The sequence below is a fragment of the Streptomyces sp. NTD91 genome (assembly GCF_059510455.1).
The window spans coordinates 67,984-91,840 of the sequence record NZ_JCAJZW010000002.1 but is presented as its reverse complement, the minus strand read 5'-3'; the positions used below and the strand labels follow the sequence as shown (position 1 = coordinate 91,840).

The 23,857-nt window shown below is 72.6% G+C and carries 19 protein-coding genes; 10 read left to right on the top strand and 9 right to left on the bottom strand.

Annotated elements, in window-relative coordinates; all coding sequences use genetic code 11:
- Positions 1–139: 139 nt before the first annotated feature.
- Positions 140–3,436: a S8 family peptidase gene (locus AC5WRT_RS03115; RefSeq protein ID WP_496099940.1), complete on the top strand. Its 3,297-nt coding sequence runs from the start codon at positions 140–142 to the stop codon at positions 3,434–3,436.
- A 67-nt stretch (positions 3,437–3,503) separates the two neighbouring features.
- Here the strand turns inward: AC5WRT_RS03115 and AC5WRT_RS03110 are convergent, their stop codons facing one another.
- On the bottom strand, positions 3,504–4,415 hold the full coding sequence (locus AC5WRT_RS03110; RefSeq protein ID WP_496094585.1) for a helix-turn-helix domain-containing protein: 912 nt from the start codon (positions 4,413–4,415) through the stop codon (positions 3,504–3,506).
- Between the two features lie 170 nt (positions 4,416–4,585).
- On the opposite strand from AC5WRT_RS03110, the gene AC5WRT_RS03105 reads away from it, so the two are divergent.
- Entirely contained in the window at positions 4,586–5,626 is a 1,041-nt protein-coding gene (locus tag AC5WRT_RS03105; RefSeq protein ID WP_496094584.1) for an NAD(P)-dependent alcohol dehydrogenase, read from the top strand.
- Between the two features lie 958 nt (positions 5,627–6,584).
- Here the strand turns inward: AC5WRT_RS03105 and AC5WRT_RS03100 are convergent.
- Complete coding sequence (locus AC5WRT_RS03100; protein WP_496099901.1) at positions 6,585–7,703, bottom strand: hypothetical protein; 1,119 nt, start codon at positions 7,701–7,703, stop codon at positions 6,585–6,587.
- 242 nt (positions 7,704–7,945) lie between these two features.
- Between AC5WRT_RS03100 and AC5WRT_RS03095 the strand changes: the two genes are divergently transcribed.
- Positions 7,946–9,100 (top strand): cystathionine gamma-synthase, encoded by a 1,155-nt coding sequence (locus AC5WRT_RS03095; protein WP_496094582.1) that lies wholly within the window; start codon positions 7,946–7,948, stop codon positions 9,098–9,100.
- Positions 9,101–9,200: 100 nt separating this feature from the next.
- Here AC5WRT_RS03095 and AC5WRT_RS03090 read toward each other — a convergent pair whose 3' ends face one another.
- From AC5WRT_RS03090 to AC5WRT_RS03080, 3 genes are all read right to left on the bottom strand, one after another.
- On the bottom strand, positions 9,201–9,449 hold the full coding sequence (locus AC5WRT_RS03090) for a hypothetical protein (RefSeq protein ID WP_496094581.1): 249 nt from the start codon (positions 9,447–9,449) through the stop codon (positions 9,201–9,203).
- 34 nt (positions 9,450–9,483) lie between these two features.
- A complete protein-coding gene (locus AC5WRT_RS03085; RefSeq protein WP_496094580.1) occupies positions 9,484–9,987 on the bottom strand; it encodes a sigma factor-like helix-turn-helix DNA-binding protein in 504 nt (167 codons plus the stop codon).
- Between the two features lie 133 nt (positions 9,988–10,120).
- Positions 10,121–10,627: a MarR family winged helix-turn-helix transcriptional regulator gene (locus AC5WRT_RS03080; RefSeq protein WP_496094647.1), complete on the bottom strand. Its 507-nt coding sequence runs from the start codon at positions 10,625–10,627 to the stop codon at positions 10,121–10,123.
- 161 nt (positions 10,628–10,788) lie between these two features.
- Between AC5WRT_RS03080 and ilvA the strand changes: the two genes are divergently transcribed.
- Positions 10,789–12,018: a threonine ammonia-lyase gene (gene ilvA / locus AC5WRT_RS03075; RefSeq protein ID WP_496094579.1), complete on the top strand. Its 1,230-nt coding sequence runs from the start codon at positions 10,789–10,791 to the stop codon at positions 12,016–12,018.
- Between the two features lie 223 nt (positions 12,019–12,241).
- Here ilvA and greA read toward each other — a convergent pair whose 3' ends face one another.
- Both greA and AC5WRT_RS03065 read right to left on the bottom strand, forming a co-directional pair.
- Entirely contained in the window at positions 12,242–12,742 is a 501-nt protein-coding gene (greA, locus tag AC5WRT_RS03070) for a transcription elongation factor GreA (RefSeq protein ID WP_496094578.1), read from the bottom strand.
- Between the two features lie 190 nt (positions 12,743–12,932).
- Positions 12,933–13,331, bottom strand: coding sequence for a DUF4307 domain-containing protein (locus tag AC5WRT_RS03065; RefSeq protein ID WP_496094577.1), 399 nt, complete (start codon positions 13,329–13,331; stop codon positions 12,933–12,935).
- 136 nt (positions 13,332–13,467) lie between these two features.
- On the opposite strand from AC5WRT_RS03065, the gene mca reads away from it, so the two are divergent.
- Positions 13,468–14,328, top strand: coding sequence for a mycothiol conjugate amidase Mca (gene mca, locus AC5WRT_RS03060; RefSeq protein WP_496094646.1), 861 nt, complete (start codon positions 13,468–13,470; stop codon positions 14,326–14,328).
- Positions 14,321–14,572 (top strand): hypothetical protein, encoded by a 252-nt coding sequence (locus tag AC5WRT_RS03055; RefSeq protein WP_496094576.1) that lies wholly within the window; start codon positions 14,321–14,323, stop codon positions 14,570–14,572. The genes mca and AC5WRT_RS03055 overlap by 8 nt, the downstream gene beginning before the upstream one ends.
- Positions 14,573–14,580: 8 nt before the next feature.
- On the opposite strand, the gene AC5WRT_RS03050 is transcribed toward AC5WRT_RS03055, so the two are convergent.
- The gene (locus AC5WRT_RS03050) at positions 14,581–17,784 is read right to left on the bottom strand and encodes a tetratricopeptide repeat protein (RefSeq protein ID WP_496099939.1); all 3,204 of its coding nucleotides are present in this window, start codon (positions 17,782–17,784) and stop codon (positions 14,581–14,583) included.
- Positions 17,785–18,458: 674 nt separating this feature from the next.
- On the opposite strand from AC5WRT_RS03050, the gene AC5WRT_RS03045 reads away from it, so the two are divergent.
- From AC5WRT_RS03045 to AC5WRT_RS03030, 4 genes are all read left to right on the top strand, one after another.
- On the top strand, positions 18,459–19,121 hold the full coding sequence (locus tag AC5WRT_RS03045) for a helix-turn-helix domain-containing protein (RefSeq protein ID WP_496094575.1): 663 nt from the start codon (positions 18,459–18,461) through the stop codon (positions 19,119–19,121).
- Positions 19,122–19,504: 383 nt separating this feature from the next.
- The gene (locus AC5WRT_RS03040; protein ID WP_496094574.1) at positions 19,505–19,897 is read left to right on the top strand and encodes an FAD binding domain-containing protein; all 393 of its coding nucleotides are present in this window, start codon (positions 19,505–19,507) and stop codon (positions 19,895–19,897) included.
- A 181-nt stretch (positions 19,898–20,078) separates the two neighbouring features.
- Positions 20,079–20,531 (top strand): nucleoside deaminase, encoded by a 453-nt coding sequence (locus AC5WRT_RS03035; RefSeq protein ID WP_496094644.1) that lies wholly within the window; start codon positions 20,079–20,081, stop codon positions 20,529–20,531.
- Between the two features lie 505 nt (positions 20,532–21,036).
- Positions 21,037–23,073 (top strand): thioredoxin domain-containing protein, encoded by a 2,037-nt coding sequence (locus tag AC5WRT_RS03030; protein ID WP_496094573.1) that lies wholly within the window; start codon positions 21,037–21,039, stop codon positions 23,071–23,073.
- 52 nt (positions 23,074–23,125) lie between these two features.
- Here the strand turns inward: AC5WRT_RS03030 and AC5WRT_RS03025 are convergent, their stop codons facing one another.
- On the bottom strand, positions 23,126–23,857 hold the full coding sequence (locus AC5WRT_RS03025) for a Mut7-C RNAse domain-containing protein (protein WP_496094572.1): 732 nt from the start codon (positions 23,855–23,857) through the stop codon (positions 23,126–23,128).

Genomic DNA, 23,857 nt, shown 5'->3' with positions numbered 1-23,857 from the left:
CTGTTGAGCCGTCTGATCGCCCCCCGGCATACTGCGGGATCCGGGGGGTTGACGCACATGCGTGCGAGACCGCCCCCGGCCGGGTGAACGGGGAATTCACCCGGGACCTCATCTCCAGGGGGAGAACTTGCGCAGACAAGTGAAAAGGGCTGCCGCGGCCACCGTGGCCGCGGCAGCAGCCGTCGCCCTCGCAGCGGGTATGACCAGCCCGGCGTCGGCGAGGCCCGTGGAGCGCACCGCCGCTGCCTCCGCGCTCACCGCGCGGACCCACGTCACGCTGATCACCGGAGACCGCGTCGCCCTCGACGCCAAGGGCCGGATCGTCGGTCTGCAGCGGGCGAAGGGCCGCGCACACGTACCCTTCCAGATCCGCCGCACCGAGGGCCACACGCTGGTCGTCCCGGTCGACGCGGCCCACCTGATCGCCTCCGGCACGCTGGACCAGCGCCTGTTCGACGTCACCGAGCTGAACAAGGCCGCCACCCGCCGGGCCCAGAAGGACGGCCTGAAGGTCATCGTCGGATACAGCGGCTCCGCCGCGGCCGCCAAGTCCGGCGTCCGAAGCGCGAGTCGGCTGCGGCGCAGCCTGAGCGCGCTCGACGCCGACGCCGTGCAGACACCGGTCAAGGACACCGCCGCGCTCTGGCACGCCGTCACCGACGGCGACCGGGCCGCCTCCGGCATCGCGCACGTCTGGCTCGACGGCGTCCGCAAGGCCTCCCTCGACAAGTCCGTGCCGCAGATCGGCGCCCCGGTCGCGTGGAAGGCCGGCTACACCGGCAAGGGCGTGAAGGTCGCCGTCCTGGACACCGGCGTGGACACCGGCCACCCGGACCTCAAGGACCAGGTGATCGCCTCCAAGAACTTCACCTCCGCCGCCGACGCCACCGACCACTACGGGCACGGCACCCACGTCGCCTCCATCGTGGCCGGCACCGGCGCCAAGTCGGGCGGCAAGTACAAGGGTGTTGCTCCCGACGCCAAGATCCTCAACGGCAAGGTGCTGGACGACACCGGCTCCGGCGACGACTCCGGCATCCTCGCCGGCATGGAGTGGGCGGCCGCCCAGGGCGCCTCCGTCGTCAACCTCAGCCTCGGCGGCTACGACAGCCCCGGCATCGACCCGCTCGAGGCCGAGGTCGACAAGCTCTCCGCGACCAAGGGCATCCTGTTCGCGATCGCCGCGGGCAACGACGGTCCCCAGTCGATCGGTTCGCCGGGCAGCGCGGACGCCGCGCTCACCGTCGGCGCCGTCGACAAGAAGGACAAGCTCGCCGACTTCTCCTCCACCGGCCCGCGCCTCGGCGACGGCGCCATCAAGCCCGACGTCACCGCGCCCGGCGTGGACATCACCGCCGCCGCGGCCAAGGGCAGCGTCATCGACCAGGAGGTCGGCGAGAAGCCCGAGGGCTACCTGACCATCTCCGGCACCTCGATGGCCACCCCGCACGTCGCCGGCGCCGCCGCGATCCTGAAGCAGGAACACCCCGACTGGGGATACGCCGAGCTGAAGGGCGCGCTCACCGGCTCCGCCAAGGGCGGCGACTACACGCCGTACCAGCAGGGTGCGGGCCGTATCGCGGTGGACAAGGCGATCAAGCAGTCCGTGATCGCCGACCCGGTCTCGGTGAACTTCGGCACGCAGGCGTGGCCGCACACCGACGACAAACCGGTCACCAGGAAGGTGACCTACCGCAACCTCGGCGACAAGGACGTCACGCTCACCCTGAGCAGCACCGCCCTCGACCCCAAGGGCCATGCGGCACCGGTCGGCTTCTTCACGCTCGGCGCGACCAGGCTCACCGTCCCGGCGCACGGGAAGGCCTCCGTCGCCCTCACCGCGCACACCAGGCTGGGCGGCACCCTCGACGGCGCCTACTCGGCGTACGTGACCGCGACCGGCGCCGGCCAGGCGGTCCGCACGGGCGCCGCGGTGCAGCGCGAGGTGGAGTCGTACGACGTCACGCTGAAGGTCATCGGCCGGGGAGGCAAGCCCGCCAAGTACTACACCGCCGACCTCTCCGGCCTGTCCGGCCTGGCGAGCGGCACGAGCGTGAGTCCCTACGACCCGTCCGGCACGGTCAGGGCGCGCCTGCCCAAGGGCACCTACGCCCTGAACTCCGCCGTCTTCGTCGACAAGGACGGCGTCAAGGGCACCGACTGGATCGCCCAGCCGACGCTGACCGTCACGAAGAAGCAGACGGTCACGATCGACGCACGGCGGGCCAAGCCGGTCGACATCACCGTCCCGGCCGCGGGCGCGACCTCGCAGTTCGCCTGCCCCGGCTACCAGCTCACCATCGGCGACAACCAGTACAGCTACAGCTGGTTCCTCGACTCGTACAAGAACTTCCGCACCGCCCACCTCGGCCCGCGGCTGCCCGCGGGCCGGCTGATCCAGCAGTGGGACGGGCACTGGACCAAGGGCGCGAGCGAGGAGTACGACACCACCTCCGGCGGTCCGGTCAGGCAGCTCGCCACCGGATACACCAAGCACTACAGGGCGAGCGAGCTGGCCACCGTCAAGGCCCGCCTCGGCGCCTCCGCGAGCGGCAAGACCGGCTCGATCAGTGCCGTGGGCTGGCTGCCCGACAGCGTGGGCGCCTCCTCCGTCGACATCGCGCAGAAGCTGCCCGGCACCCGCACCCTGCACCTGTCCACGGCCGACGGGGTGCTGTGGGACCTGTACTTCACCCAGTACGGCGGGAAGGACCAGGACGGATTCCCCGTCGCCGACGCCGGGTACTCGCTCGGCGAGTCCTCCTTCAAGGCCGGCCACAGCTACACCAGGACCGCGAACACCGCCGTCTTCGGCCCGCACGTCGGCAAGGACCTCGGCCTGTTCCGCGACGGCAACGAGATCTACGGTCTGCTGCCCCTGTTCGCCGACTCCGGCAGGCACCCAGGCTCCTCGGAGTTCGCCTCCGCGCGCACGACCCTGTACCGCGACGGCACCGAGGTCGGCTCCACCGACGACCCGCTGCTCGGCGACGCGACGTTCAAGGTTCCGGCCGGTGACGCCGCGTACAGGCTGACCACCTCGGTCACCCGATCGGCGAAGGTCGCCCAGGCGTCCTCGCGGATCGACGCGACCTGGACCTTCCGCTCCAAGAAGGTGTCCGGCACCGCCGTCCGGCTCCCCGCCTCCGTGCTGCACTACGGCGCCACGACCGACCTGGACAGCCGGGTGCCGGCGGGCCGGACGGTCACCTTCCCGGTCACCGTCGAGGGCGCGGCGGCGGGCGGCAACCTCGAGTCCCTGACCGTGTACGTCTCCTACGACGGCAAGACCTTCAAGAAGGTCGACGTCCGCGGCGGGAGGATCACGGTGAGGAACCCGGCGAAGGGCGGGTCCGTCTCCTTCCGCTCCGAGATCACCGACAAGAAGGGCAACACCTCGCGAATCACGATCTACGACGCGTACTTCGGCAAGTGAGCCGCAGCGCCCGCCGCGTGAGGTGAGGGGCGCCCGGAGCACAGGCTCCGGGCGCCCCTTGCAGCTTTCAGGCCGACGGCACCGTGCGGGCCGCCTCCGTGCCCCAGCTGGCCAGCAGCCGCAGGGAGTCGGCGGACGGGGAACCCGGCTCGGCGTGATAGGTGACCAGCGACTGCTCCGAGTCGTCCGTCAGCCGGAACGACTCGAAGTGCAGGGACAGGTCGCCCACCAGCGGGTGGTGCAGACGCTTGACGCCGTGGCTCTTCTCCTTGACGTCGTGCGTCGCCCACAGCCGGCGGAACTCCTCGCTCTTGACCGACAGTTCACCCACCAGCGCCGACAGCTTCGGGTCGTCCGGGTGGCAGCCCGCGTCCATGCGCAGCGCGCAGACGATGTCGATCGCCTTCTGCTCCCACTCGACGAACAGATCCCGGTAGTTCGGACGCAGAAACGTCAGGCGGGCCCAGTTCCGCTCGGCCGCCGGCAGCTCCGCCCAGTCGCCGAAGATCGCCGCAGCCATCCGGTTCCAGGCGAGGATCTCCGACCGGCGCCCCACGATGTACGCCGGTACGCCGTCCATGCTGTCCAGCAGCTGTCGCAGCGCGCCCCGGACCTGCTGCTGCCGTGCCGCCGGTTTCTTCTTGTGCGACTTCGGCTTGGCCAGATGCGTCAGATGGGCCTGCTCGGCGTCCGACAGCCTCAGCGCCCGCGCGATGGAGTCCAGGACCTCCGCCGAGACGTTCCGGCCGTTGCCCTGCTCCAGGCGCGTGTAGTACGCCACCGACACTCCGGCCAGCTGTGCCAACTCCTCGCGGCGCAGGCCCGGCACCCGCCGGCGCCGCCCGAAGTCCGGCAGGCCCACGTCCTCCGGCTTCAGCCGGGCCCGCCGGCTGCGCAGGAACTCGCTCAGCTCGGCCCGCCGGTCAAGCGCGTGCGCTGCGGTGGCCGTGGCCTCCTGCGCCTGGTCCCTGCGTTCCATACGCCCAGTATCGCTGGTCGTACGCACACGAGCCTGACCCCGCCAGTGGTAGGCACAGGGGTCGTACGCAACAGCGTGGTCTGGGTGACCCGGGCGGCCTCGGGCAGGCTGGAGCGCGTACCCGGCCGGAAGGCGGCCGGGCACGGACCAGCTGCTAGGAGAACCCCGGCATGACCACTGTTGCTGCGTACGCCGCCCCCGCCGCGAAGGCTCCGCTGGAGCGGACGACCATCGAGCGACGCGCGGTCGGAGAGTTCGACGTCCTGATCGACATCAAGTTCGCCGGCATCTGTCACTCCGACATCCACCAGGCCCAGGAGGGCTGGGGCGAGGCGATCTTCCCGATGGTCCCGGGCCACGAGATCGCGGGTGTCGTATCCGAGGTCGGCCCCGGTGTGACGAAGTTCGCCGTCGGCGACCGCGTCGGCGTCGGGTGCATGGTCGACTCCTGCCGCGAGTGCGAGAACTGCGTCAGGGGAGAGGAGCAGTACTGCCTCAGGGGCAACGTCCCCACCTACAACGGCGTCGGCAAGGACGGCGAGCCCACCTACGGCGGCTACTCCGAGAAGATCGTCGTCGACGAGAACTACGTCGTGCGTATCCCGGACGGCCTGTCCCTGGACGTGGCGGCCCCGCTGCTCTGCGCCGGCGTCACGACCTACTCACCGCTCAAGCACTGGAACGCGGGCCCCGGCAAGAAGGTCGCCGTCGTCGGCCTCGGCGGTCTCGGCCACATGGCCGTCAAGATCGCGCACGCGATGGGCGCCGAGGTCACCGTCCTGTCGCAGTCCCTGCGCAAGAAGGACGACGGCCTGAAGCTGGGGGCCGACCACTACCACGCCACCAGCGACCCGAAGACCTTCGAGGACCTGGCCGGCACGTTCGACCTGATCGTCTCCACCGTCTCGGCGCCGATGGACTTCGGCGCACTGCTGTCGCTGCTGAAGGTGGACGGCGCGCTGGTGAACGTGGGTGCTCCCGAGGAGCCCATCTCCCTCAACCTGTTCTCGGTGATCGGCGGCCGCAAGACCCTCGCCGGCTCGATGATCGGCGGCATCGCCGAGACCCAGGAGATGCTCGACTTCTGCGCCGAGCACGACCTGGGCGCCGAGATCGAGTTGATCACCGCCGACCGCATCAACGAGGCCTACAAGCGCGTGCTCGCGAGCGACGTCCGCTACCGGTTCGTGATCGACACGGCGACGATCTGAGGTCGGGCCGGAGCGACGGGGGCGGGTGCGTCCCGCGCGGGTGCGAGCCGATTCGCGTCGGGCCGGGACCGTGACCGGTGGCCGCCGGACCTGCGCGACCGGGAACGACTCCCCGGCGCGGTAGGCCCGCACCAGGGCGTCTCCGTCCCCGCCCGGCCGTACGACATGGGCGCGACCCGCTCCGGTCACCCGGCCCTCCCCGTCCGCCACCTCCAGCAGGGTGTTCTCGTCCACGGCGACACCGTACGGCGCCGCACCCCGTCCGACCGCCGCGATCAGCCGGGGGAGTGTCCCCCACTGGGCGGCGTGGACGTCCACCGCGAACGGCACCAGCCCGAGCCCTGCCCGCACCTCGACCTCCGCCAGGTCCTCCCCGGCCTCCTCCGGGCACACCGGCACCCCGTCCACCAGCCAGCCGCCGACCACGGCGCGCCGCGCCGCCACGGCGGCACGGGCGGAGAAACCGGCGTACGGTACCCCGCGCGCGGCGAGCAGCTCCGGCAGCCGCTCCAGGCAGCCGGCGAGCGCCTCCTGGTACGCGGGGGTCAGCCCACCGCACACCAGCAGCCCGTCGACCCCGCTCAGCGCGGCCTCCGGCTCGAACCGGACGCCGAGCGGCACGAGCAACGGCACGCTCGTGTCCGCCGCCGCCTTCCGCAGCGCCCCGGCATACCGCTCGAACTGCGCCGCCCCGTCCCCCTCGTCGACGATCAGGCATCCGATCCGCCGTTCCCCTCCGACCGCGCGGACGAACGGCTCGTACACCTCGGCCGTGTCCCACCCGCCACCGATCAGGAACGTGCTCATCCGGTTTCCTCCCCCTCGCCGTCCGGTGCTGTCGCCGCGAACGGCGAATGTACGGGGGGCAGGCCACCGCCGTCGCCGGAATTACCCCGCGCCGCCCACCGTCACCGCCGGGGCCGGCGCTTCCCGGACCCTGGCGGCGCCGGAGTCCGCATCAGCCCGGGAGGGCGGCCGGGCTGCCTCCGTTGGCCTCGTAACCGGCCACCGCCAGGGCACGGTAGAGGGCGAACTCGGCCGCCGGGTCGGCGGACAGCGTCCAGGGCAGCGCGCCGACGTGCCCGTCCACCTGTATCAGCTGGTACATGGCCTCGTGCCAGCGCTCGGCGCGGACCAGGAAGAAGATCAGCAGATGGCGGACGTGGGCGAGCATCGGGTCGTCGGGGCGCGCCGAGTGCACCGCGTGCAGGGCGCCGTGCATCGCCTTGGTGACGACCTCGCTCTGGTAGAAACTCGCCACCAGATTCACCTCGGGGAGGTGCTCGAAGACCGCGAACAGCGGCAGCGCGGCCAGCAGCGAGCCCTCCGGGGCACGGGCCGCGGCGGCCTCGGCGAAGGCGTACGCCTGTTCGCGTGAGCCGTGCCACTTCTCGCAGCAGTAGTGCAGGGCGGCCAGATGTGCGCCCATGTGGTGCGGGGCACGATCGAGGATCTTCAGCCACAGCTGGTCGAACTCGGCCTGGGAACAGGCGAGTCCACGGGCGATGGACAGCTCGACGATGTACGGCACCGGATCGCCGGGGGCCAGCAGCGCGGCCCGCCCGCAGGCGTCCCGGGCCTCCTCCATGATGATCCTGAAGTCGTCCGTGCCCGGCGTCGACGTCCGCCAGGCCTGCTGCACCAGGAACTCCGCGTAGACGGCGGCGCAGCCCGCGTCCTTGGGCTGCTCGGCCCGCCACACCCGCAGCCACTGGCCGCCCGGCGTCTCGTGCACCCCGCCGGGCCGCTGCTGCAGCTCCAGCGCGGCGGCACCCGCGAAGGCCTGCACTCTCTGCCAGCGCAGCTCGCCCGCCGTCTCCGTGCCGGCCAGCAGCTGGGAGGCCGCGCGATAGTCCTGCGTGCGCTGCACCAACTCCAGGACGTCCAGCAGGTCCTGGTCCGGGCCGGGCATGCGTACGTCCAGTTCCTCCTGGCGCACGAAGCCGTAGGCCGCCGGGTCGGCGGCGTCCGGGTGTCCCGGGGGAACCTGCTGGATCACCCCGCGCCTGCGCCGCACGACCGAGAGCAGCACGAAGCTCAGCATGAGCAGCGCCATCAGCAGCCAGAGAATCGCCATGCCCCAAGCGAACCAGACGCCGCCGACAATTGGCCAACCCCGTCGCGGAGGCTGTGGAAAACCCCGTCCGGTCCAACGGACGACCAGCCCGGGCCGTCTTCCCGCACAGCCGGGCCGCGTCCCGCGGAGCTGCGGCGTGTTCCGCGGTGCCGGGCCCGCCCCCGCAGGGAAAACCCTTCCCCCCGTGCCGGCCCAGCCCGGCGGGCGTCAGCATCCGGCCGAGCGCACTACGCTCGGTGCACATGAGCGACAGGCACATCAGTCAGCACTTCGAGACCCTCGCGATCCACGCGGGCAACACCGCGGATCCCCTCACCGGCGCGGTCGTCCCGCCGATCTACCAGGTCTCGACCTACAAGCAGGACGGCGTCGGCGGGCTGCGCGGCGGCTACGAGTACAGCCGCAGCGCCAACCCCACGCGCACCGCCCTCGAGGAGAACCTCGCCGCGCTGGAGGGCGGCCGTCGCGGTCTCGCCTTCGCGTCCGGCCTCGCGGCCGAGGACACCCTGCTGCGCACGCTGCTCAGCCCCGGTGACCACGTGGTGATCCCGAACGACGCCTACGGCGGCACGTTCCGTCTCTTCGCCAAGGTCGTCACCCGCTGGGGCGTGGAGTGGTCCGTCGCCGACACCAGCGACCCGGCCGCCGTACGGGCCGCGATCACCCCGAAGACCAAGGCCGTCTGGGTGGAGACCCCTTCCAACCCGCTCCTCGGCATCACCGACATCGCGTCCGTCGCGTCCGTCGCGCACGACGCGGGCGCCAGGCTCGTCGTCGACAACACCTTCGCCACGCCCTACCTCCAGCAGCCGCTGTCGCTCGGCGCGGACGTCGTCGTCCACTCCCTGACCAAGTACATGGGCGGTCACTCGGACGTGGTCGGCGGCGCGCTGATCGTCTCCGACCAGGGCCTCGGTGAGGAGCTGGCGTATCACCAGAACGCGATGGGCGCCGTCGCCGGCCCCTTCGACTCCTGGCTGGTGCTGCGCGGCACCAAGACCCTCGCGGTGCGGATGGACCGGCACAGCGAGAACGCCGCGAGGATCGCCGAGATGCTCACCCGGCACCCGCGTGTGACCAGCGTCCTCTACCCGGGCCTGCCCGAGCACCCCGGCCACGAGGTCGCCGCGAAGCAGATGAAGACGTTCGGCGGCATGGTCTCCTTCCGCGTCGAGGGCGGCGAGCAGGCCGCGGTCGAGGTGTGCAACCGCGCCCAGGTGTTCACCCTCGGCGAGTCGCTCGGCGGCGTCGAGTCCCTGATCGAGCACCCCGGCCGGATGACCCACGCCTCCGCGGCCGGCTCCGCCCTGGAGGTTCCCGGCGACCTCGTGCGCCTCTCCGTGGGCATCGAGAACGTCGACGACCTGCTCACCGACCTGCAGCAGGCCCTGGGCTAGCCACCGCCGGGAACGCGGGGCCCTCGGAGGGCGGCCACGAGAAAAACGCGTGCTCCCGTCGGCCGGTCGGCCGCACCGGCACCCCCGTCGGCCGCTCGGCTCACCACCCGGTGATCGGCGGAGTCGTCTGGGCGGGCGGTGCCGTCCACGGGTGTACGCGGGCGGCCCACACCCCGAACGCGACGGCCGCGGCGCAGGCCAGCAGCCACAGCACGCGTCCGACGAGCTGCCTGCGCCGCAGCAGGCGCTCGCCGCGGCGCACGGCCTCCGCGTACAGGTCCGGCGGCACCGGCGCCGGGGCCTGCTCCATGATCTGCCGCGCGGCGGCCTCCCGCTGCGGCCGGTTCACCGTGCCCTCCGCGTGCGCCCGGCGTGCCTCCCCCTCATGACGGTGCCACCTCCCGGCCCGCCGTGCGTGGCGTCGGCGGGGTCCGCGGGTGCAGGAGGCCGGCCGTCGCGCGGTCGCAGATGGTGTGCACGCGCTCCGCGGGAAGGCCGAGGAGAGCCGCCGTCTGTTCCTCGGCGACGCCTTCGTAGAGGCGCAGCACCAGGATCAGCCGTTCCTGCGGGGTCAGCGCGGCGAGCGGGCTGCGCGGGTCCGGGCGGGCACGGCCGAAGGCGCCGTACCGGTGCCAGGCCGCGCGCGCGAAACGGGTGGCGAGGTACTGACGGGCGCAGTCGTACGGATCCTCGCCGTGCAGCCGTTCCCAACGTGCGTAGGTGTGGGCGAGCGCGAGCGTCAGCAGGCGCCGCGCCCGCGGGTTGGCCTTCGGCGCCTCCGCGGTCATCAGCGTGGCGGCATGCAGCAGACGTCCGGCCGCGCCCGCGACGAACGCCTCGAACTCCCGGGCCCGGCGGGCACCTCGGGACACCTGCCGATCACGCACCCTGCCTCCCCCCAGAGGGGCCCCGTCCGCCACGGGAAAGGGTGAACCGCGTACGACACAGGACCCGGTCTCATATGAGGCCAGCGGCGGCCCGGGGTCAAGACTCCGGACCCGCAACTCTCCCCGCCGCGGCTCAGGACGCCGGGGGCTGTTCCGCCGGCGCCGGCCCCTGCACCGACATCCGCGCGGACAGGGCGCGGTTGAAGCGGGTAAGGAGCACGCAGAACTGCTCGCGCTGCTCCGGCGCCCAGTCCTGCGTCAGCTCGGCCATCAGCTGGCGCCGCGAGGAGCGCACCTCCTCCAGGCGGGCCGCCCCGCGCGGAGAGAGCTGAAGGACCACCGCACGCCCGTCCTCGGGGTGCGAGGTGCGCTTGACGAGTCCGGTGTCGACCAGCGGAGCCACCTGACGGGTGACCGTGGAGGAGTCGATGCCCATGCTCGCCGCGAGCGCCTTGACGCCCATCGGGCCCTCCCTGTCGAGGCGGTTGAGCAGGAGATACGCCGCACGGTCCATGGAGTTGCGCACCTGCCCGACCCCGCCGAGCCGCGTCTGTTCGGCACGCCGGGCGAACACCGCCACCTCGTGCTGGAGGACGTCGAGAAGACCGGTGTCACCGACGGTCGTCATGTCCATCGACATTTCAGGTGTTGTGGGCATGGCCGGAGGCTCGCTTCATGAAGGGCTGCTGGTTGGGGGACAGGGTACGCGGCTCGGCGGCGGGCCGTACCGGCGCTGCACAAACCGGTCTCGGAGCTTGGTCACACCAGTCGTACGCGCCAGCGGACTGCGATGCTGGAGTCATGAGCTACGGCACGGCTGACTCCTTGCGTTCCGTCACCCTCGACGACGTGCGCGGCGCGCAGAAAATGCTCTCGGGTGTGGCCCGCACCACCGCGATGGAGGGCAGCCGGCACCTGTCCCAGCTGGTCGGCGCCCCGGTGCAGCTGAAGTGCGAGAACCTCCAGCGGACCGGCTCGTTCAAGCTGCGCGGCGCCTACGTGCGCATCGCCGGGCTGCTGCCGGAGCAGCGGGCGGCCGGTGTGGTGGCGGCGAGCGCCGGGAACCACGCGCAGGGCGTGGCGCTGGCCTCCTCGCTGCTCGGCGTGCACTCCACGGTGTTCATGCCGAAGGGCGCCCCGCTGCCGAAGATCAGCGCCACGCGCGACTACGGCGCCGAGGTGCGCCTGCACGGCCAGGTGGTCGACGAGACGCTGGCCGCCGCCGAGGAGTACGCGGCCGAGACGGGCGCGGTGCTCATCCACCCCTTCGACCACCCGGACATCATCGCCGGTCAGGGCACGGTCGGCCTGGAGATCCTGGAGCAGTGCCCCGAGGTGCGCACGATCGTCGTCGGTGTCGGCGGCGGCGGGCTCGCGGCCGGGATCTCGGTGGCGGTGAAGGCGATCCGGCCGGACGTCACGATCGTGGGCGTCCAGGCGGAGGGTGCAGCGGCCTACCCGCCCTCGCTGGCCGCCGGACACCCGGTGTCCGTGGAGACCCCGACGACCATGGCCGACGGCATCAAGGTGGGGCGGCCGGGCGTGGTGCCGTTCGGGATCGTCAGGGACCTGGTCGACGAGGTGCGCACGGTCAGCGAGGACCAGCTGTCGGCGGCGCTGCTGCTGTGTCTGGAGCGGGCCAAGCTGGTCGTGGAGCCGGCCGGGGCCAGCCCGGTCGCGGCGCTGCTGGCCGCGCCGGGAGCCTTCGAGGGCCCGGTCGTCGCGGTGCTCTCCGGTGGCAACGTCGACCCGGTGCTGATGCAGCGGGTGCTGCGGCACGGCATGGCCGCGCAGGGCCGCTACCTGGCCGTCCGGCTGCGGCTGACGGACCGCCCGGGCGCGCTCGCCACGCTCCTCGGGGTGTTGTCAGCGGTGGACGCCAACGTCCTCGACGTGAGTCACGTACGAACCGATCCTCGGCTCGGGCTCACGGAGGCGGAGGTGGAACTGCACCTCGAGACGAAGGGCCCGGAACACTGCACCGAGCTCGGCCAGGCCCTTCGGGAGGCGGGTTACACGGTCATCGGCTGAGGTCCCCCCACGGGCGCAAAGCGCTCCGACCACTCGTTCGCGCTGTCCCCGCCCCCAGTGCGTCGACAGACGCGAATACCACTGACCGTCGCGGTCTTCCGCACCCTCGGTCCGCACGCACCGTGTGCTCGTCCACCGTCCGACGGCCCCGGACACGGCGGAGCCCCCGGTGTCCGGCGGAAGCCGGCGGACACCGGGGGCCCGGGGTCGCAAAGGGCGGGGATCAGCCCGAGTACGGCTCGGCCTTCAGGATCCTCACCGAGGCCTTCTTGCCGTTCGGCAGTTCGTACTCCGCGTCCTCGCCGACCTTGTGGCCGATGACGCCGCTGCCCAGCGGGGACTGCGGCGAGTACGTCTCGATGTCCGAGCTCGCGTACTCGCGGGAGGCGAGCAGGAAGGTCAGTGTGTCGTCCTCGTCACCGTCGAAGGCGATCGTGACGACCATGCCCGGCGCGACGGCACCGTCGGCGGAGGCCGGGGCCTCGCCCACCTTGGCGTTCTCGAGAAGCTGGGTCAGCTGCCGCACGCGCAGCTCCTGCTTGCCCTGCTCCTCCTTGGCCGCGTGGTACCCGCCGTTCTCGCGCAGGTCGCCCTCCTCGCGCGCGGCCGCGATCTTGGCGGCGATCTCCGTGCGCGCAGGACCAGTAAGGTACTCAAGCTCGTCCTTGAGCTTGTTGTACGCCTCCTGGGTCAGCCAGGTGACGTTCTCGCTGGTCTGGGTCACAGGGTGCTCCTCGTCGGTACTGGGAATACAAAGCATCGCCCTACCCAGAAGAATGTTCCCTCTCGGGTGGGCGAAACCACGAGCCTAACAATTCGAGGCCGGGAGGGGGAGGACATAAGCCATCAGATTCACATCAACGCAGGTCACGGTCCACGTATTCCGGTGAAGACGGGGAGTGTCCGCTGCGTGATCAGCCGGTATGGCAACCGAGCAGCTCGGCCGTGGTGCCCTTCGCCGTCGTACGCAGCGTGACGACCTTGTCGATACGGGTGGCGGGCCCGGTGAAGCGGAAGTCGGCCCGGCCCACCTCGGAGCCGTCCGCCGCCTGGGAGCGCAGGGTGCAGTAGCCCGAGGTGCCGGAGTCCTTGTGGACCTCCAGATGCACCTTGACCGCGTTGTCCGTGGCGTCGAAGGCGATCACCTGGGCGCTGATCCTGCTCTCCACGACGTAGTGGTAGGCGAAGTAGGCGACCAGTGCGAGCAGGGCGGCGCCGAGCACGGCAGCGGCGACCTTGAGCTTCCGGTCGGCGCGCTCGTCCGAGGAACGGCCGTAGCGGCCCTCGGGCAGTCGCGTGCTCGCCGTACTCATGGTCGTCCTCTCCGCCGGGGACCGGGCCCGGAATTATTCGCCCCCCGATTCCGTCACTATAGAAGCCGCCGATCGCGCCGGGACCACGGGGCGCCGACTGACCGAGGATTGAGTCTTGACTGACCAGCTGCGACTGATGGCCGTTCACGCGCACCCCGACGACGAGTCGAGCAAGGGCGCGGCCACCATGGCGAAGTACGTGTCGGAGGGGGTGGACGTGCTGGTGGTGACCTGCACCGGCGGAGAGCGCGGGTCCATCCTCAACCCCAAGCTGCAGGGCGACGCGTACATCGAGGAGCACATCCACGAGGTGCGCAAGAAGGAGATGGACGAGGCCCGGGACATCCTCGGGGTCAAGCAGGAGTGGCTTGGCTTCGTCGACTCCGGCCTGCCGGAGGGCGACCCGCTGCCGCCGCTGCCCGAGGGCTGCTTCGCCCTGGAGGACGTGGACAAGGCGGCCGGCGAGCTGGTGCGCAGGATCCGCGCCTTCCGCCCGCAGGTGATCACCACCTACGACGAGAACGGCGGTTACCCGCACCCCGACCACATCATGACCCACAAGATCTCGATGGTGGCGTTCGAGGGCGCGGCGGACACCGAGAAGTATCCGGAGGCCGAGTACGGCCCCGCCTACCAGCCGCTGAAGCTGTACTACAACCAGGGCTTCAACCGCCCCCGCACCGAGGCGCTGCACCACGCGATGCTGGAGCGCGGCCTGGAGTCGCCGTACGGGGAGTGGCTCAAGCGCTGGAGCGAGATGGAGCGCACCGAGCGCACGCTGACCACGCACATCCCGTGTGCGGACTTCTTCGAGATCCGCGACAAGGCGCTGATCGCGCACGCCACGCAGATCGACCCCGACGGCGGCTGGTTCCGGGTTCCGATGGAGCTGCAGAAGGAGGTCTGGCCGACGGAGGAGTACGAGCTGGCGAAGTCGCTCGTCGACACTTCCCTCCCCGAGGACGACCTCTTCGCGGGCATCCGGGACAATGCCTGACATGAGCGCAAGCGTGAGCCAGGCAGTGACGCACCTCGTCCCCCTCGCCGATCTCGACCAGAACAAGGTCACCCCCGGTGTCCTCGGCTTCATCGTCTTCGCGGTGATGGCCCTGGCGGTGTGGGGCCTGATGAAGTCGATGAGCAAGCACATGAACAGGGTCGACTTCAAGGAGCCGCCGGACTCCGGGGCCGAGCAGGGCGAGAAGTCCGGCAAGGCCGACTCCACGGCCCGGCGGGGCTGACCAGAGCCTCAGCGCGCCGCCGGTACCGCCACTCCCATCACCTCCCGGGCGTGGCGGTCCGGGGTCATGCGCAGCCGCCAGGCCTGCCAGCCGTCCTCCAGGCTGACCCCGCGTTCCAGCAGCAGGGCGTACGCCGGGACGTACTCGGCCAGCTTCTCGTCCCGCAGGGGATGGCCGGTGCGGGCCAGCTGCGCCAGCTCCTCCTGGGCGACCGCCGTGCCCACCTCCACTCCGCCGGGCGCCGCGTACGGCAGCAGGGTGCAGCGCAGGAAGCGGGCCCAGTCCACCCCGCGCCGGTCGCCGTAGGAGGCGAACAGGTCCAGCGCCTCGTCGGCGAGGGCCAGCGCCGCCTGCGTACGGGCGTTGCCGGCGTCGACGACCGCCAGCTCCAGGCAGGTCCAGGCCTCGCCGTGGGCGACGCCGATGCGCTGGAAGTCGGCGCGGGCGTCGACGAGGAGCTGCCGGGCGAAGCCGGAGTTGCGCAAGCCGCCGGTCTGCGCGGCCCGCTGGTCGCGGGTGACCCGGGCCGAGTGGTGCCGGGCGCAGGCGAGGCCGTAGACGTCGCGCATCCGGGAGAACATCGTGCGAGAGCGCTCCAGGTCGCGCACCGCCAGGTCCAGGTCGCCGGCCTCCTCCAGCGCCTGGCCCAGGTAGTACAGCGTCCAGGCCTCGCCGCGCGCGTCCTCGTTCTCACGGTGCCGGGCGGCGGCCTGCCGCAGGTTCTCCACGGCCGGTGAGGTGTCACCGGCCACCAGACCGGCGCGGGCCAGCTGGGTCAGCGCCCAGGCCTCGCCGCGCGCGTCGTGCGTCCTGCCGTACCGGTCCAGGGCGGCCCGCAGTTCCGTCTCCGCGCGCCGTACGTCGCCCAGCCGCAGCGCCAACTGGCCGAGCTGGAAGTGCGCCCAGGCCTCGCCGTGCAGTGAGCCGCCCTCGCGGTGCAGGACCAGGGAACGGGTGAGCAGGTCCAGTGCCTCCGCCAGCCGGGCCCGGTCGCGCTGGACGGCGGCCAGGGCGTGCATCGTCCAGGCCCGGTCCGTGGCCAGCTCCGGCGCCGCCTGCAGGTCGAGGGCCTCCTGGAGCTTGGCGGCGGCCTCGGCGAGGTTGCCCTGGTGGTGCAGGGTGATGCCGAGGGAGCACAGGGCGCGGGCCGCCCCCGCGTCGTGGTGGGCCTCCCGGTACAGGTCGACGACCGAGGCCAGCGTGGTACGCGCCTTGTCCAGCTCGCCCAGCTGCCGGGCCGCGATGCCGGTGCGCCACTGCACCGAGCGCACCAGCAGCCCCTGGTCCACGGCCTCGGCCAGTTCGCTGATCTCACCGAGCCGGTACAGGTCGCCGCGCAGCAGGCAGTAGTCGCACAGCGCGCCCAGCAGGTTCTGCACCGCTCGCTGGTTCACGCCCTCCGAGTGGCGCAGGGCCGCGGTGATGAAGCTCGACTCGTCGTCCAGCCAGCGCAGCGCCTCGTCCAGCGAGGTGAAGCCGTGCGGGCCGAACCGGTGCGACCGCGTTGACATGTTTCCGTCGACCAGGCGCAGCACCGAGTCGGCCAGTTCGGCGTAGTTCACGAGCAGCCGTTCCTGCGCGGCCGTGCGCTCGGCCGGGTCCTCCTCGTCCAGCAGCCTGGCCTGGGCGAAGGAGCGCACCAGGTCGTGCAGCCGGTAGCGGTTGCCGCGCACGTGGTCGAGGAGGCCGGCGCGGGCGAGGGCGAGGAGGTGCTGGGACGCCTCGGCCTCGTCGGTGGCGAGCAGGGCGGCGGCAGCCGCGGCGCCCAGCGAGGCCCGGCCCGCGAGGGCGAGCCGGCGCAGCAGCCGGCGGGAGGCCTCCGGCTGGTCGGTGCAGCGCAGCCACAGGGCACGCTCGACCGGCTTCACCGGGCCGTAGGCGCCCAGGTCCGTGGCCAGCTGCCGGGGCGAGCGCGGGCCCAGCGCGGAGCCCGCGATCCTGAGCGCCAGCGGCAGTCCGCCGGTCAGCTCCCGGATCCGGTCGGCGGACTCGGCGTCGTACGGCCCCGACGCGTCCTCGGCGACGGCGCCGAGCAGGTCCTCGGCGCCCGCCGCGTCCAGTGCCCCGACCGGCAGGTGGTGCACCCAGGCCGACAGGTCCGCGGGCAGTTCCAGAGCAGTGCGCGCGGTGACCAGGACCAGGCTGTCGGAGCGCTCCGGCACCAGCGCCCGCACCTGCTCGGGGTCGAAGGCGTCGTCCAGCACGATCGTCACGGGAAGGCCGGCCAGATGCCGGTGGTACAGCTCGCCGAGCCGTTTGACCTGCTGGTCGGGGGAGGAGCGCTCCCGGAACAGCAGCTGTTCGCGCGGCGCGCCGAGCCGATTGAGCAGGTGCAGCAGGGCGTCCCGGGTCGTGAGCGGCGTCTCCTCCCGGCTGCCGCCGCGCAGGTCCACGACCACCGCGCCGCGGAAGTGGTCGCGCAGCTCGTGCGCCGCGCGCACCGCGAGCGTGGACCGTCCGGAGCCGGGCTCGCCGTGCAGCACCACCACCGTGGGCCGGGTCTCCGTGGCCGCCCGGGCGGACTGCGCCCACTGCCGGATCCGCGCCAGCTCCGCTCGCCGCCCCGCGAACGGGCCGTCCGTGTCCGGGAGATGCCCGAAGGACCGTTCCAGTACCGAGCGCCGGCGGGCCGCCGCGCTCTTGTCCGTGCCGCGCAGGGGCGGGCCACCCCTCGTCTTCGGGTTCGTGGAGGCGGTGAGCACCCGCTGCTGGTCGAGGAACGGGCGAATGCCGCGCACCTCCAACGCCGTCAGCCACTGCAGCCGCAGCTGCTCGGGTCCACCGGGCCGGCCGGCCACGCCCGCGTGGTGATGCGCGGCCGGCAGATGGGCACCGGCCACCTTCACCACGGAGGCGGCGGCACCGGCCACGCCCGCGACGACGCCCGCGCCGACGGCCGTACCGGTACCGGTGCCGAGGGAGAGGTCGGCCACGGCGGCGGCGACCGCGGCGACGACCGCCGCCCACAACGCCGTTCCGGCGCCGTCGCGGGCGTACCGCTGTGCGAAGGTCGGCCGGCCGGCCTCGGTCTCGTCCAGCGCGCGGGTGTAGGCCTCGTACTCCTCGTCCGCCGCCCCGGCCATCGCGTCCAGCGCGGCGCGCGCCCGCGACAGCAGCAGCCCGCCGTCGATCCGTCCGCCCGAGCGCCGCACCTCCTCCTCGACGGCGCGCGCCAGCAGACGCTCGGCTTCCGCCCGGTGGCCGTCCCGCATGTCCCGTCCCCCTCCGGTGTCAACTCCCTTGCCCACGAGTGTCCTTCGGGCAAGGCGGTAACGGGAGGGGTGACAGCCGGTGAGGAGTTGGGGAGGTGCGGCGATGTCCTTGTGAGCGCGTGCCGTGCGGTCCGGTGCGGGAAGGGAGGCCGGCGGCTGTGCGGACGTCGGCGTCCGTCGCCCGGTGCCGGTCGCCCCGCCCCTCTGCCCAGCGCCAGCCACACGCACGCCCACGCCAGCGCGCCCTCGGCCACCGCGCACAGCAGCGCCTCGGCCAGTGGGGCGCCCGTGCCCGCCGTCGTTGTGTCGAACCAGGCGTCCAGCACCGCCACCGACGCCGTCGCCGAGGCCGTCAGGCCGGCCCTCGCGTCGTCGCGCAGGCCGAGCAGGGCCGTGGCCGCACAACCCGCCGCCATGAGGACGTCGAGGCCGATCCAGGCCAGCGGCCAGTTGTCCACCTCGGTGCTGCCCGGCAGGGTCAGGGCAAGCACCACCATCCACGGCACCAGCAGGACCGCCGCCGTGCCCAGCAGGCCCAGGGTCCACCTCTTTCGCATGACCTCCCCCTCTCGCATCGCGCCGACTGCCCCAGGCTAGAACGCAGAGAAATTTCTGCAAAGAAAACTCGGCAGGGATCGGGGGCCTCTCAGGGTTCTCGGGGTTACCGTGGCGGGATGACCGACGGCCTGACCGAGATGACCGGCCTGGAGCGCACGGCCCTCTACAAGTCCCTCGGCAACCCCCTGCGCCGCCGGATCCTCGAGTACCTCGGCCGGCACGGCGAGGCGAACTCCACCGTCCTCGCCCGCGAACTCGGCGAGAGCTCCGGCACCACCAGCTACCACCTGCGCAAACTCGCCGAGCAGCGGCTCATCGAGGAGATCCCGGAGAAGTCCGGCGGACGCGAGCGCTGGTGGCGGGCGCTGCCCTTCCCGCACACCACGCCCGACCCGGCCGCGATGAGCCCCGAGGAGTACCGGGCGGCCGTCCAGCTCGCCCGCCTGAAGATCGAGTTCGACACCGCCCTGTACCGCCGTGCCCATGAGGAGTACCGCGGTCCCGAGGGCTGGGCCCAGGTCCAGCGCCACGGCACCTGGCTGACCAGGGCGGAACTCCTCGACTTCATGCGCGAGTACCAGGCGCTGCTCGAGCGCTACGGCCACCCGCGCGAGGCGGCTCCCGAAGGGGCCCGCCCCGTGCTGATGCGCTTCTACGCCGTCCCCGAGCCGGACGGCCACGCCAACTCCGAGCCGGACGGCCACGCCGACTCCGAGCCGGACGGCCACGCCGCCCCGGGACCGGTGGGCGAGCGGAGGGGCGAACCGGCGGGAGCGTGAGGCACCCCGGAACGCGGGATCCCGAGGCATCCCTCGAGCGGCCTCCTGCCCCCGGACGAAGTTCCCCGCACGCGCCCCCGCCGCCCGGACGGCCTCCCGCGAGAACCTCCGTCCCGGAACGGCCCCGCCGCCCCCGGCGGACTCACCCCGAAGCCGGGCTCCACGCCCACGCCGCCGGCCCTCATCCCCCGTGACCTCACCGGTTCCCCGCACTGACCTCCACGTCGTCCAGTGGTGACATCCCCCAAGAACCACCTCTTGTGGAAATCTACGAAGAGCCGGTCCGGGGCCGACGGATGTCTCATGTCTTCCACCCCTGGCTGACTTCGCTCCGGTGGCGGTGTACTCCTCACACGGGCCGAACGAAGCAAGGGATGAGTGCCGTGGACTTCCTCCGACCCGCCACCTGGGCGGACGCGCCGGACGTGAGAGCTCGGCGTCCGGACGCGCCGCCGGTCGCGGGCGGCACCGACGTGATGACCGGGATCGACATGGATCTCCGTCGGCCCGGAGCGCTCCTCGACCTGACCCGGATCGACGAGCCGGCCGAGTGGTCCGAGGCCGGCGGACGGGTGCGGATCGGCGCGGCCGTGCCGTACGCCCGGATCATCCGTGGACTCGGCACCCGGCTCCCCGGCCCGGCGGTCCCCGCCGAGGACGGCGGGCTGGCCCTGTTCCTCGCCGCCCCGATCATGAACGCCATCCGCAATGCGACGGGGCCGGAACCGACCCACCTCCCGGTCGCAGCGGAGCAGATCCGCGGCGTCGAGCCGTGACCACCCCCGCGGACGTCGCCGGCCGGGCCGGCCTCCGGACGGCACCCGCGGGTCCCCCAGTCGCCCCGGGCGCGAGGCCCCGTACGGGAAGAGCCTCCGGGAAATCCCACCCTCTCCGAAAGAAGTGATCGTGACAGCGCAGACCCGAGAAGAGAGCATCCAGGACCTCGAGCGTGTGTGGATGGACGAGGCGATCCGACTGGCCACGAACAGCGTGGCGAACGGCGGCGGTCCGTTCGGCGCCCTGGTCGTCAAGGACGGAGAGATCGTCGCGCTCGGGAACAACCAGGTCACCGCGACCCTGGACCCGACCGCGCACGCCGAGGTGAGCGCGATGCGCGCCGCCTGCAGGAAGCTGGACACCTTCTTGCTCGAGGGCTGCCTCCTGATCACGTCGTGCGAGCCGTGCCCGATGTGCCTCTCCTCCGCGCTGTGGGCGCGGGTCGACCGGATCGTCTACTGCGCCGACCGGCACGATGCCGCGGTCGCCGGTTTCGACGACCTCAAGTTCTACGACCTGTTCGAGAAGAAGCCCCAGTCCATGTGGCCGACCCGGGTCGAGCAACTGGACCTGCCGCACCGGACCGCGCCGTTCGACGCGTGGCTGGCCAAGCCCGACCGCACCGACTACTGAGTCCGGCTCACCCGCCGGCCGGACGGGTGCCGGCGGCGGGCGGACTCACCTCAGCTGTGCGGTGTCGCCAGCGAGCGCGCGGACGCATTCGCGTCGCCGTCGGACACCGCCTCGGACAACCGGGCCGCCGCCGCGGTGGGCCGACGTGCGACACGACCGGTACGGTCCGCTCGGCGAGCCGGGCCGGCGGATCGTCCCGCACCCGTACGACCCCGGCGCGTCACCGACTCGAACGTCTCACCGGTGCCGCCCGGCACGGCCGCCGGCGACCGGAGCCACGCCGCGAACTCGGCGGGGTGGCGCTCGCGCCCCTCCGCGTACGCCGCCCCTCCCAGGCGCCGAAGTCCGCCTCCCGCAGCCTGTCGTGGCGTGACGTCCCCGGCGACGCGTCACGGCGGTCGGCGGTTCAGGGGCAGGATCCGCCCCGTACGGCCCCGTGGCCCGAGGACGCGTCGCCGGGCGATCGGAGCACGCGCCGTGGACGGGCATGCGGGAGGATGGAGGCATGCCGAACCGACTGGCCCATGAGGCGTCCCCCTACCTCCTGCAGCACGCGGACAACCCCGTGGACTGGCGGCCCTGGTCGGCCGAGGCCTTCGAAGAGGCCCGCAGGACGGACCGGCCCGTCCTGCTGAGCGTCGGCTACTCGAGCTGTCACTGGTGCCACGTCATGGCCCACGAGTCCTTCGAGGACCGGGCGACCGCCGACTACCTCAACGAGCACTTCGTCAGCGTCAAGGTCGACCGCGAGGAACGCCCCGACGTGGACGCCGTCTACATGGAGGCCGTGCAGGCCGCCACCGGGCAGGGCGGCTGGCCCATGACCGTCTTCCTCACCCCGGACGCGGAGCCCTTCTACTTCGGCACCTACTTCCCGCCCGAGCCCCGGCACGGCATGCCCTCGTTCCGGCAGGTCCTGGAAGGCGTGCGACAGGCCTGGAACACCCGCCGCGACGAGGTCGCCGAGGTCGCCGGGAAGATCGTGCGCGACCTCGCCCAGCGGGAGATCGTCCGGCACGTCGACCGTGCGCCCGGTGAGCAGGACCTCGCGCAGGCGCTGCTCGGACTGACCCGCGAGTACGACCCGCAGCGCGGCGGCTTCGGCGGGGCGCCCAAGTTCCCGCCCTCCATGGTGCTGGAGTTCCTGCTGCGGCACCACGCCCGCACCGGCGCCGAGGGTGCGCTGCAGATGGTCCAGGACACCTGCGAGCGCATGGCCCGCGGCGGCATCTACGACCAGCTGGGCGGCGGCTTCGCCCGCTACTCCGTCGACCGGGACTGGGTCGTGCCGCACTTCGAGAAGATGCTGTACGACAACGCCCTGCTCTGCCGTGTGTACGCGCATCTGTGGCGGGCCACCGGCTCGGGCCTCGCCCGGCGCGTCGCCCTGGAGACCGCCGACTTCCTCGTGCGTGAACTACGCACCGGGGAAGGGGGGTTCGCCTCCGCGCTCGACGCAGACAGCGACGACACCACGGGCCGGCACGTCGAGGGCGCCTACTACGTGTGGACGCCCGAGCGGCTGCGCGCCGTCCTCGGCGACGCGGACGGCGTCCTCGCCGCCCAGTACTTCGGCGTGACCGACGAGGGCACCTTCGAGCACGGGCAGTCCGTCCTGCAACTCCCGCAGAGCGAGGGAGTGTTCGACGCCGAGAGGATCGACTCGGTCCGCGCCCGGCTCCTCGCCGAGCGCGCCCTGCGCCCCGCGCCCGGCCGGGACGACAAGGTCGTCGCCGCCTGGAACGGCCTCGCCGTCGCCGCGCTCGCCGAGACCGGCGCCTACTTCGACCGGCCCGACCTGGTCGAGGCCGCCGTCGCCGCCGCGGACCTGATCGTGCGCGTGCACCTGGACGAGCACGCCCGGCTCGCCCGCACCAGCAAGGACGGCCGGGTCGGCCCCAACGCCGGTGTGCTGGAGGACTACGCCGACGTCGCCGAGGGCTTCCTCGCGCTCGCCTCCGTGACCGGCGAGGGTGTCTGGCTGGACTTCGCCGGACTGCTCCTCGACCATGTCCTCACCCGCTTCGCCGACCCCGCGACGGGCGCCCTCTACGACACGGCCGCCGACGCCGAGCGGCTCATCCGCAGGCCGCAGGACCCCACCGACAACGCCACCCCGTCCGGCTGGACCGCGGCGGCCGGCGCACTGCTGGGCTATGCCGCGCACACCGGCTCCGAGGCGCACCGGACCGCGGCCGAGCGGGCACTGGGCGTGGTGAGGACGCTCGGGCCGCGCGTGCCCCGCTTCATCGGCTGGGGCCTCGCCGTCGCCGAGGCCCTGCTGGACGGGCCCAGGGAGATCGCCGTGGTCGGTCGCGGCCTCGCGGACGAGCGGACGGCGACCCTGCACCGTACGGCACTGCTGGGCACCGCCCCCGGCGCCGTCGTCGCCGCCGGCACCGCCGAGAGCGACGAGTTCCCGCTGCTCGCCGACCGCCCCCTCGTGTCCGGTGAACCGGCGGCGTACGTCTGCCGCAACTTCACCTGTGACGCGCCGACCACCGACCCGGAACGGCTGCGCACGGCGCTGAACGCCCACTGAGCAGCGCGGGGAGCCGGGCGGCGGGAAGTCCGAACTCCTTCATGCCGTCGTTTCACCGGCAATGGGTACGCATGCTCAACGCACGCTCCACGACCGCCTCCAGCTGTTCGTGGTGCGCGCCCTTCCAGTACGCGCGGCCGCATGCGGTGCACTGGGCGAAGACGTCGTAGGAGCGCCGGGTGCCGTGCCTGAGCTGGTCGGCGACCTCGGACTTGGTGGCCTGTTTCAGCAGGCCGTTGCAGGCGGTGCAGCGGGTCCACGGGTTCAGGGCGGGGGCGAAGCGGTCGAGGACGTCGTGGAGTTGGTCGTCGGGGCGGGTGCTGTAGACGAAGGCGCCGGCGAAGAGTTCGCGGCGGCGCAGCAGGCCCCGGTCGCGGCTGAGCATCACCCGCTTCTCGGCCGCCGAGCGGGCGGCCAGCGCCGCGTCGCCGATGTCGGTCGATTCGTAGGCCGTGTCCACGCCGAGCAGACGCAGCCGGCGGGCGAGCGTGCCGAGGTGGACGTCGAGGAGGAAGCGGAGCGGGGCGCCGGGGACCCGCTGCGGGCGGTCGACGGGCCGTACGCTCACCGACTCGCCGGCCCGTGGGATGTGCGACACCGGCACCGGGTGGCCGTCCACGACCAGCGCGCCGACCTCGGTCAGCGGGACGCCGAGGGACTCGACGACATGGCCGAGGGTGGAGACGCCGTCGGTGGTCAGCGGGGTGGCACCGTGGCGGCGCTTCCCGGGGACGAACAGGGCCAGGCCGGGGGCGAACTCGACGCGGATCTCGGGACCGTTCAC

Bases quoted from the DNA above. Each gene is read 5' to 3' on its own strand.
- AC5WRT_RS03055 (WP_496094576.1), top strand. From the start codon at position 14,321: ATGCCTGACATGAGCGCAAGCGTGAGCCAGGCAGTGACGCACCTCGTC.
- AC5WRT_RS03035 (WP_496094644.1), top strand. From the start codon at position 20,079: ATGGACGAGGCGATCCGACTGGCCACGAACAGCGTGGCGAACGGCGGC.
- AC5WRT_RS03050 (WP_496099939.1), bottom strand. From the start codon at position 17,784: ATGCGGGACGGCCACCGGGCGGAAGCCGAGCGTCTGCTGGCGCGCGCC.
- AC5WRT_RS03045 (WP_496094575.1), top strand. From the start codon at position 18,459: ATGACCGACGGCCTGACCGAGATGACCGGCCTGGAGCGCACGGCCCTC.
- AC5WRT_RS03105 (WP_496094584.1), top strand. From the start codon at position 4,586: ATGACCACTGTTGCTGCGTACGCCGCCCCCGCCGCGAAGGCTCCGCTG.
- AC5WRT_RS03095 (WP_496094582.1), top strand. From the start codon at position 7,946: ATGAGCGACAGGCACATCAGTCAGCACTTCGAGACCCTCGCGATCCAC.
- AC5WRT_RS03080 (WP_496094647.1), bottom strand. From the start codon at position 10,627: ATGTCGATGGACATGACGACCGTCGGTGACACCGGTCTTCTCGACGTC.
- mca (WP_496094646.1), top strand. From the start codon at position 13,468: ATGGCCGTTCACGCGCACCCCGACGACGAGTCGAGCAAGGGCGCGGCC.
- AC5WRT_RS03100 (WP_496099901.1), bottom strand. From the start codon at position 7,703: ATGGCGATTCTCTGGCTGCTGATGGCGCTGCTCATGCTGAGCTTCGTG.
- ilvA (WP_496094579.1), top strand. From the start codon at position 10,789: ATGAGCTACGGCACGGCTGACTCCTTGCGTTCCGTCACCCTCGACGAC.
- AC5WRT_RS03030 (WP_496094573.1), top strand. From the start codon at position 21,037: ATGCCGAACCGACTGGCCCATGAGGCGTCCCCCTACCTCCTGCAGCAC.
- AC5WRT_RS03110 (WP_496094585.1), bottom strand. From the start codon at position 4,415: ATGGAACGCAGGGACCAGGCGCAGGAGGCCACGGCCACCGCAGCGCAC.
- AC5WRT_RS03065 (WP_496094577.1), bottom strand. From the start codon at position 13,331: ATGAGTACGGCGAGCACGCGACTGCCCGAGGGCCGCTACGGCCGTTCC.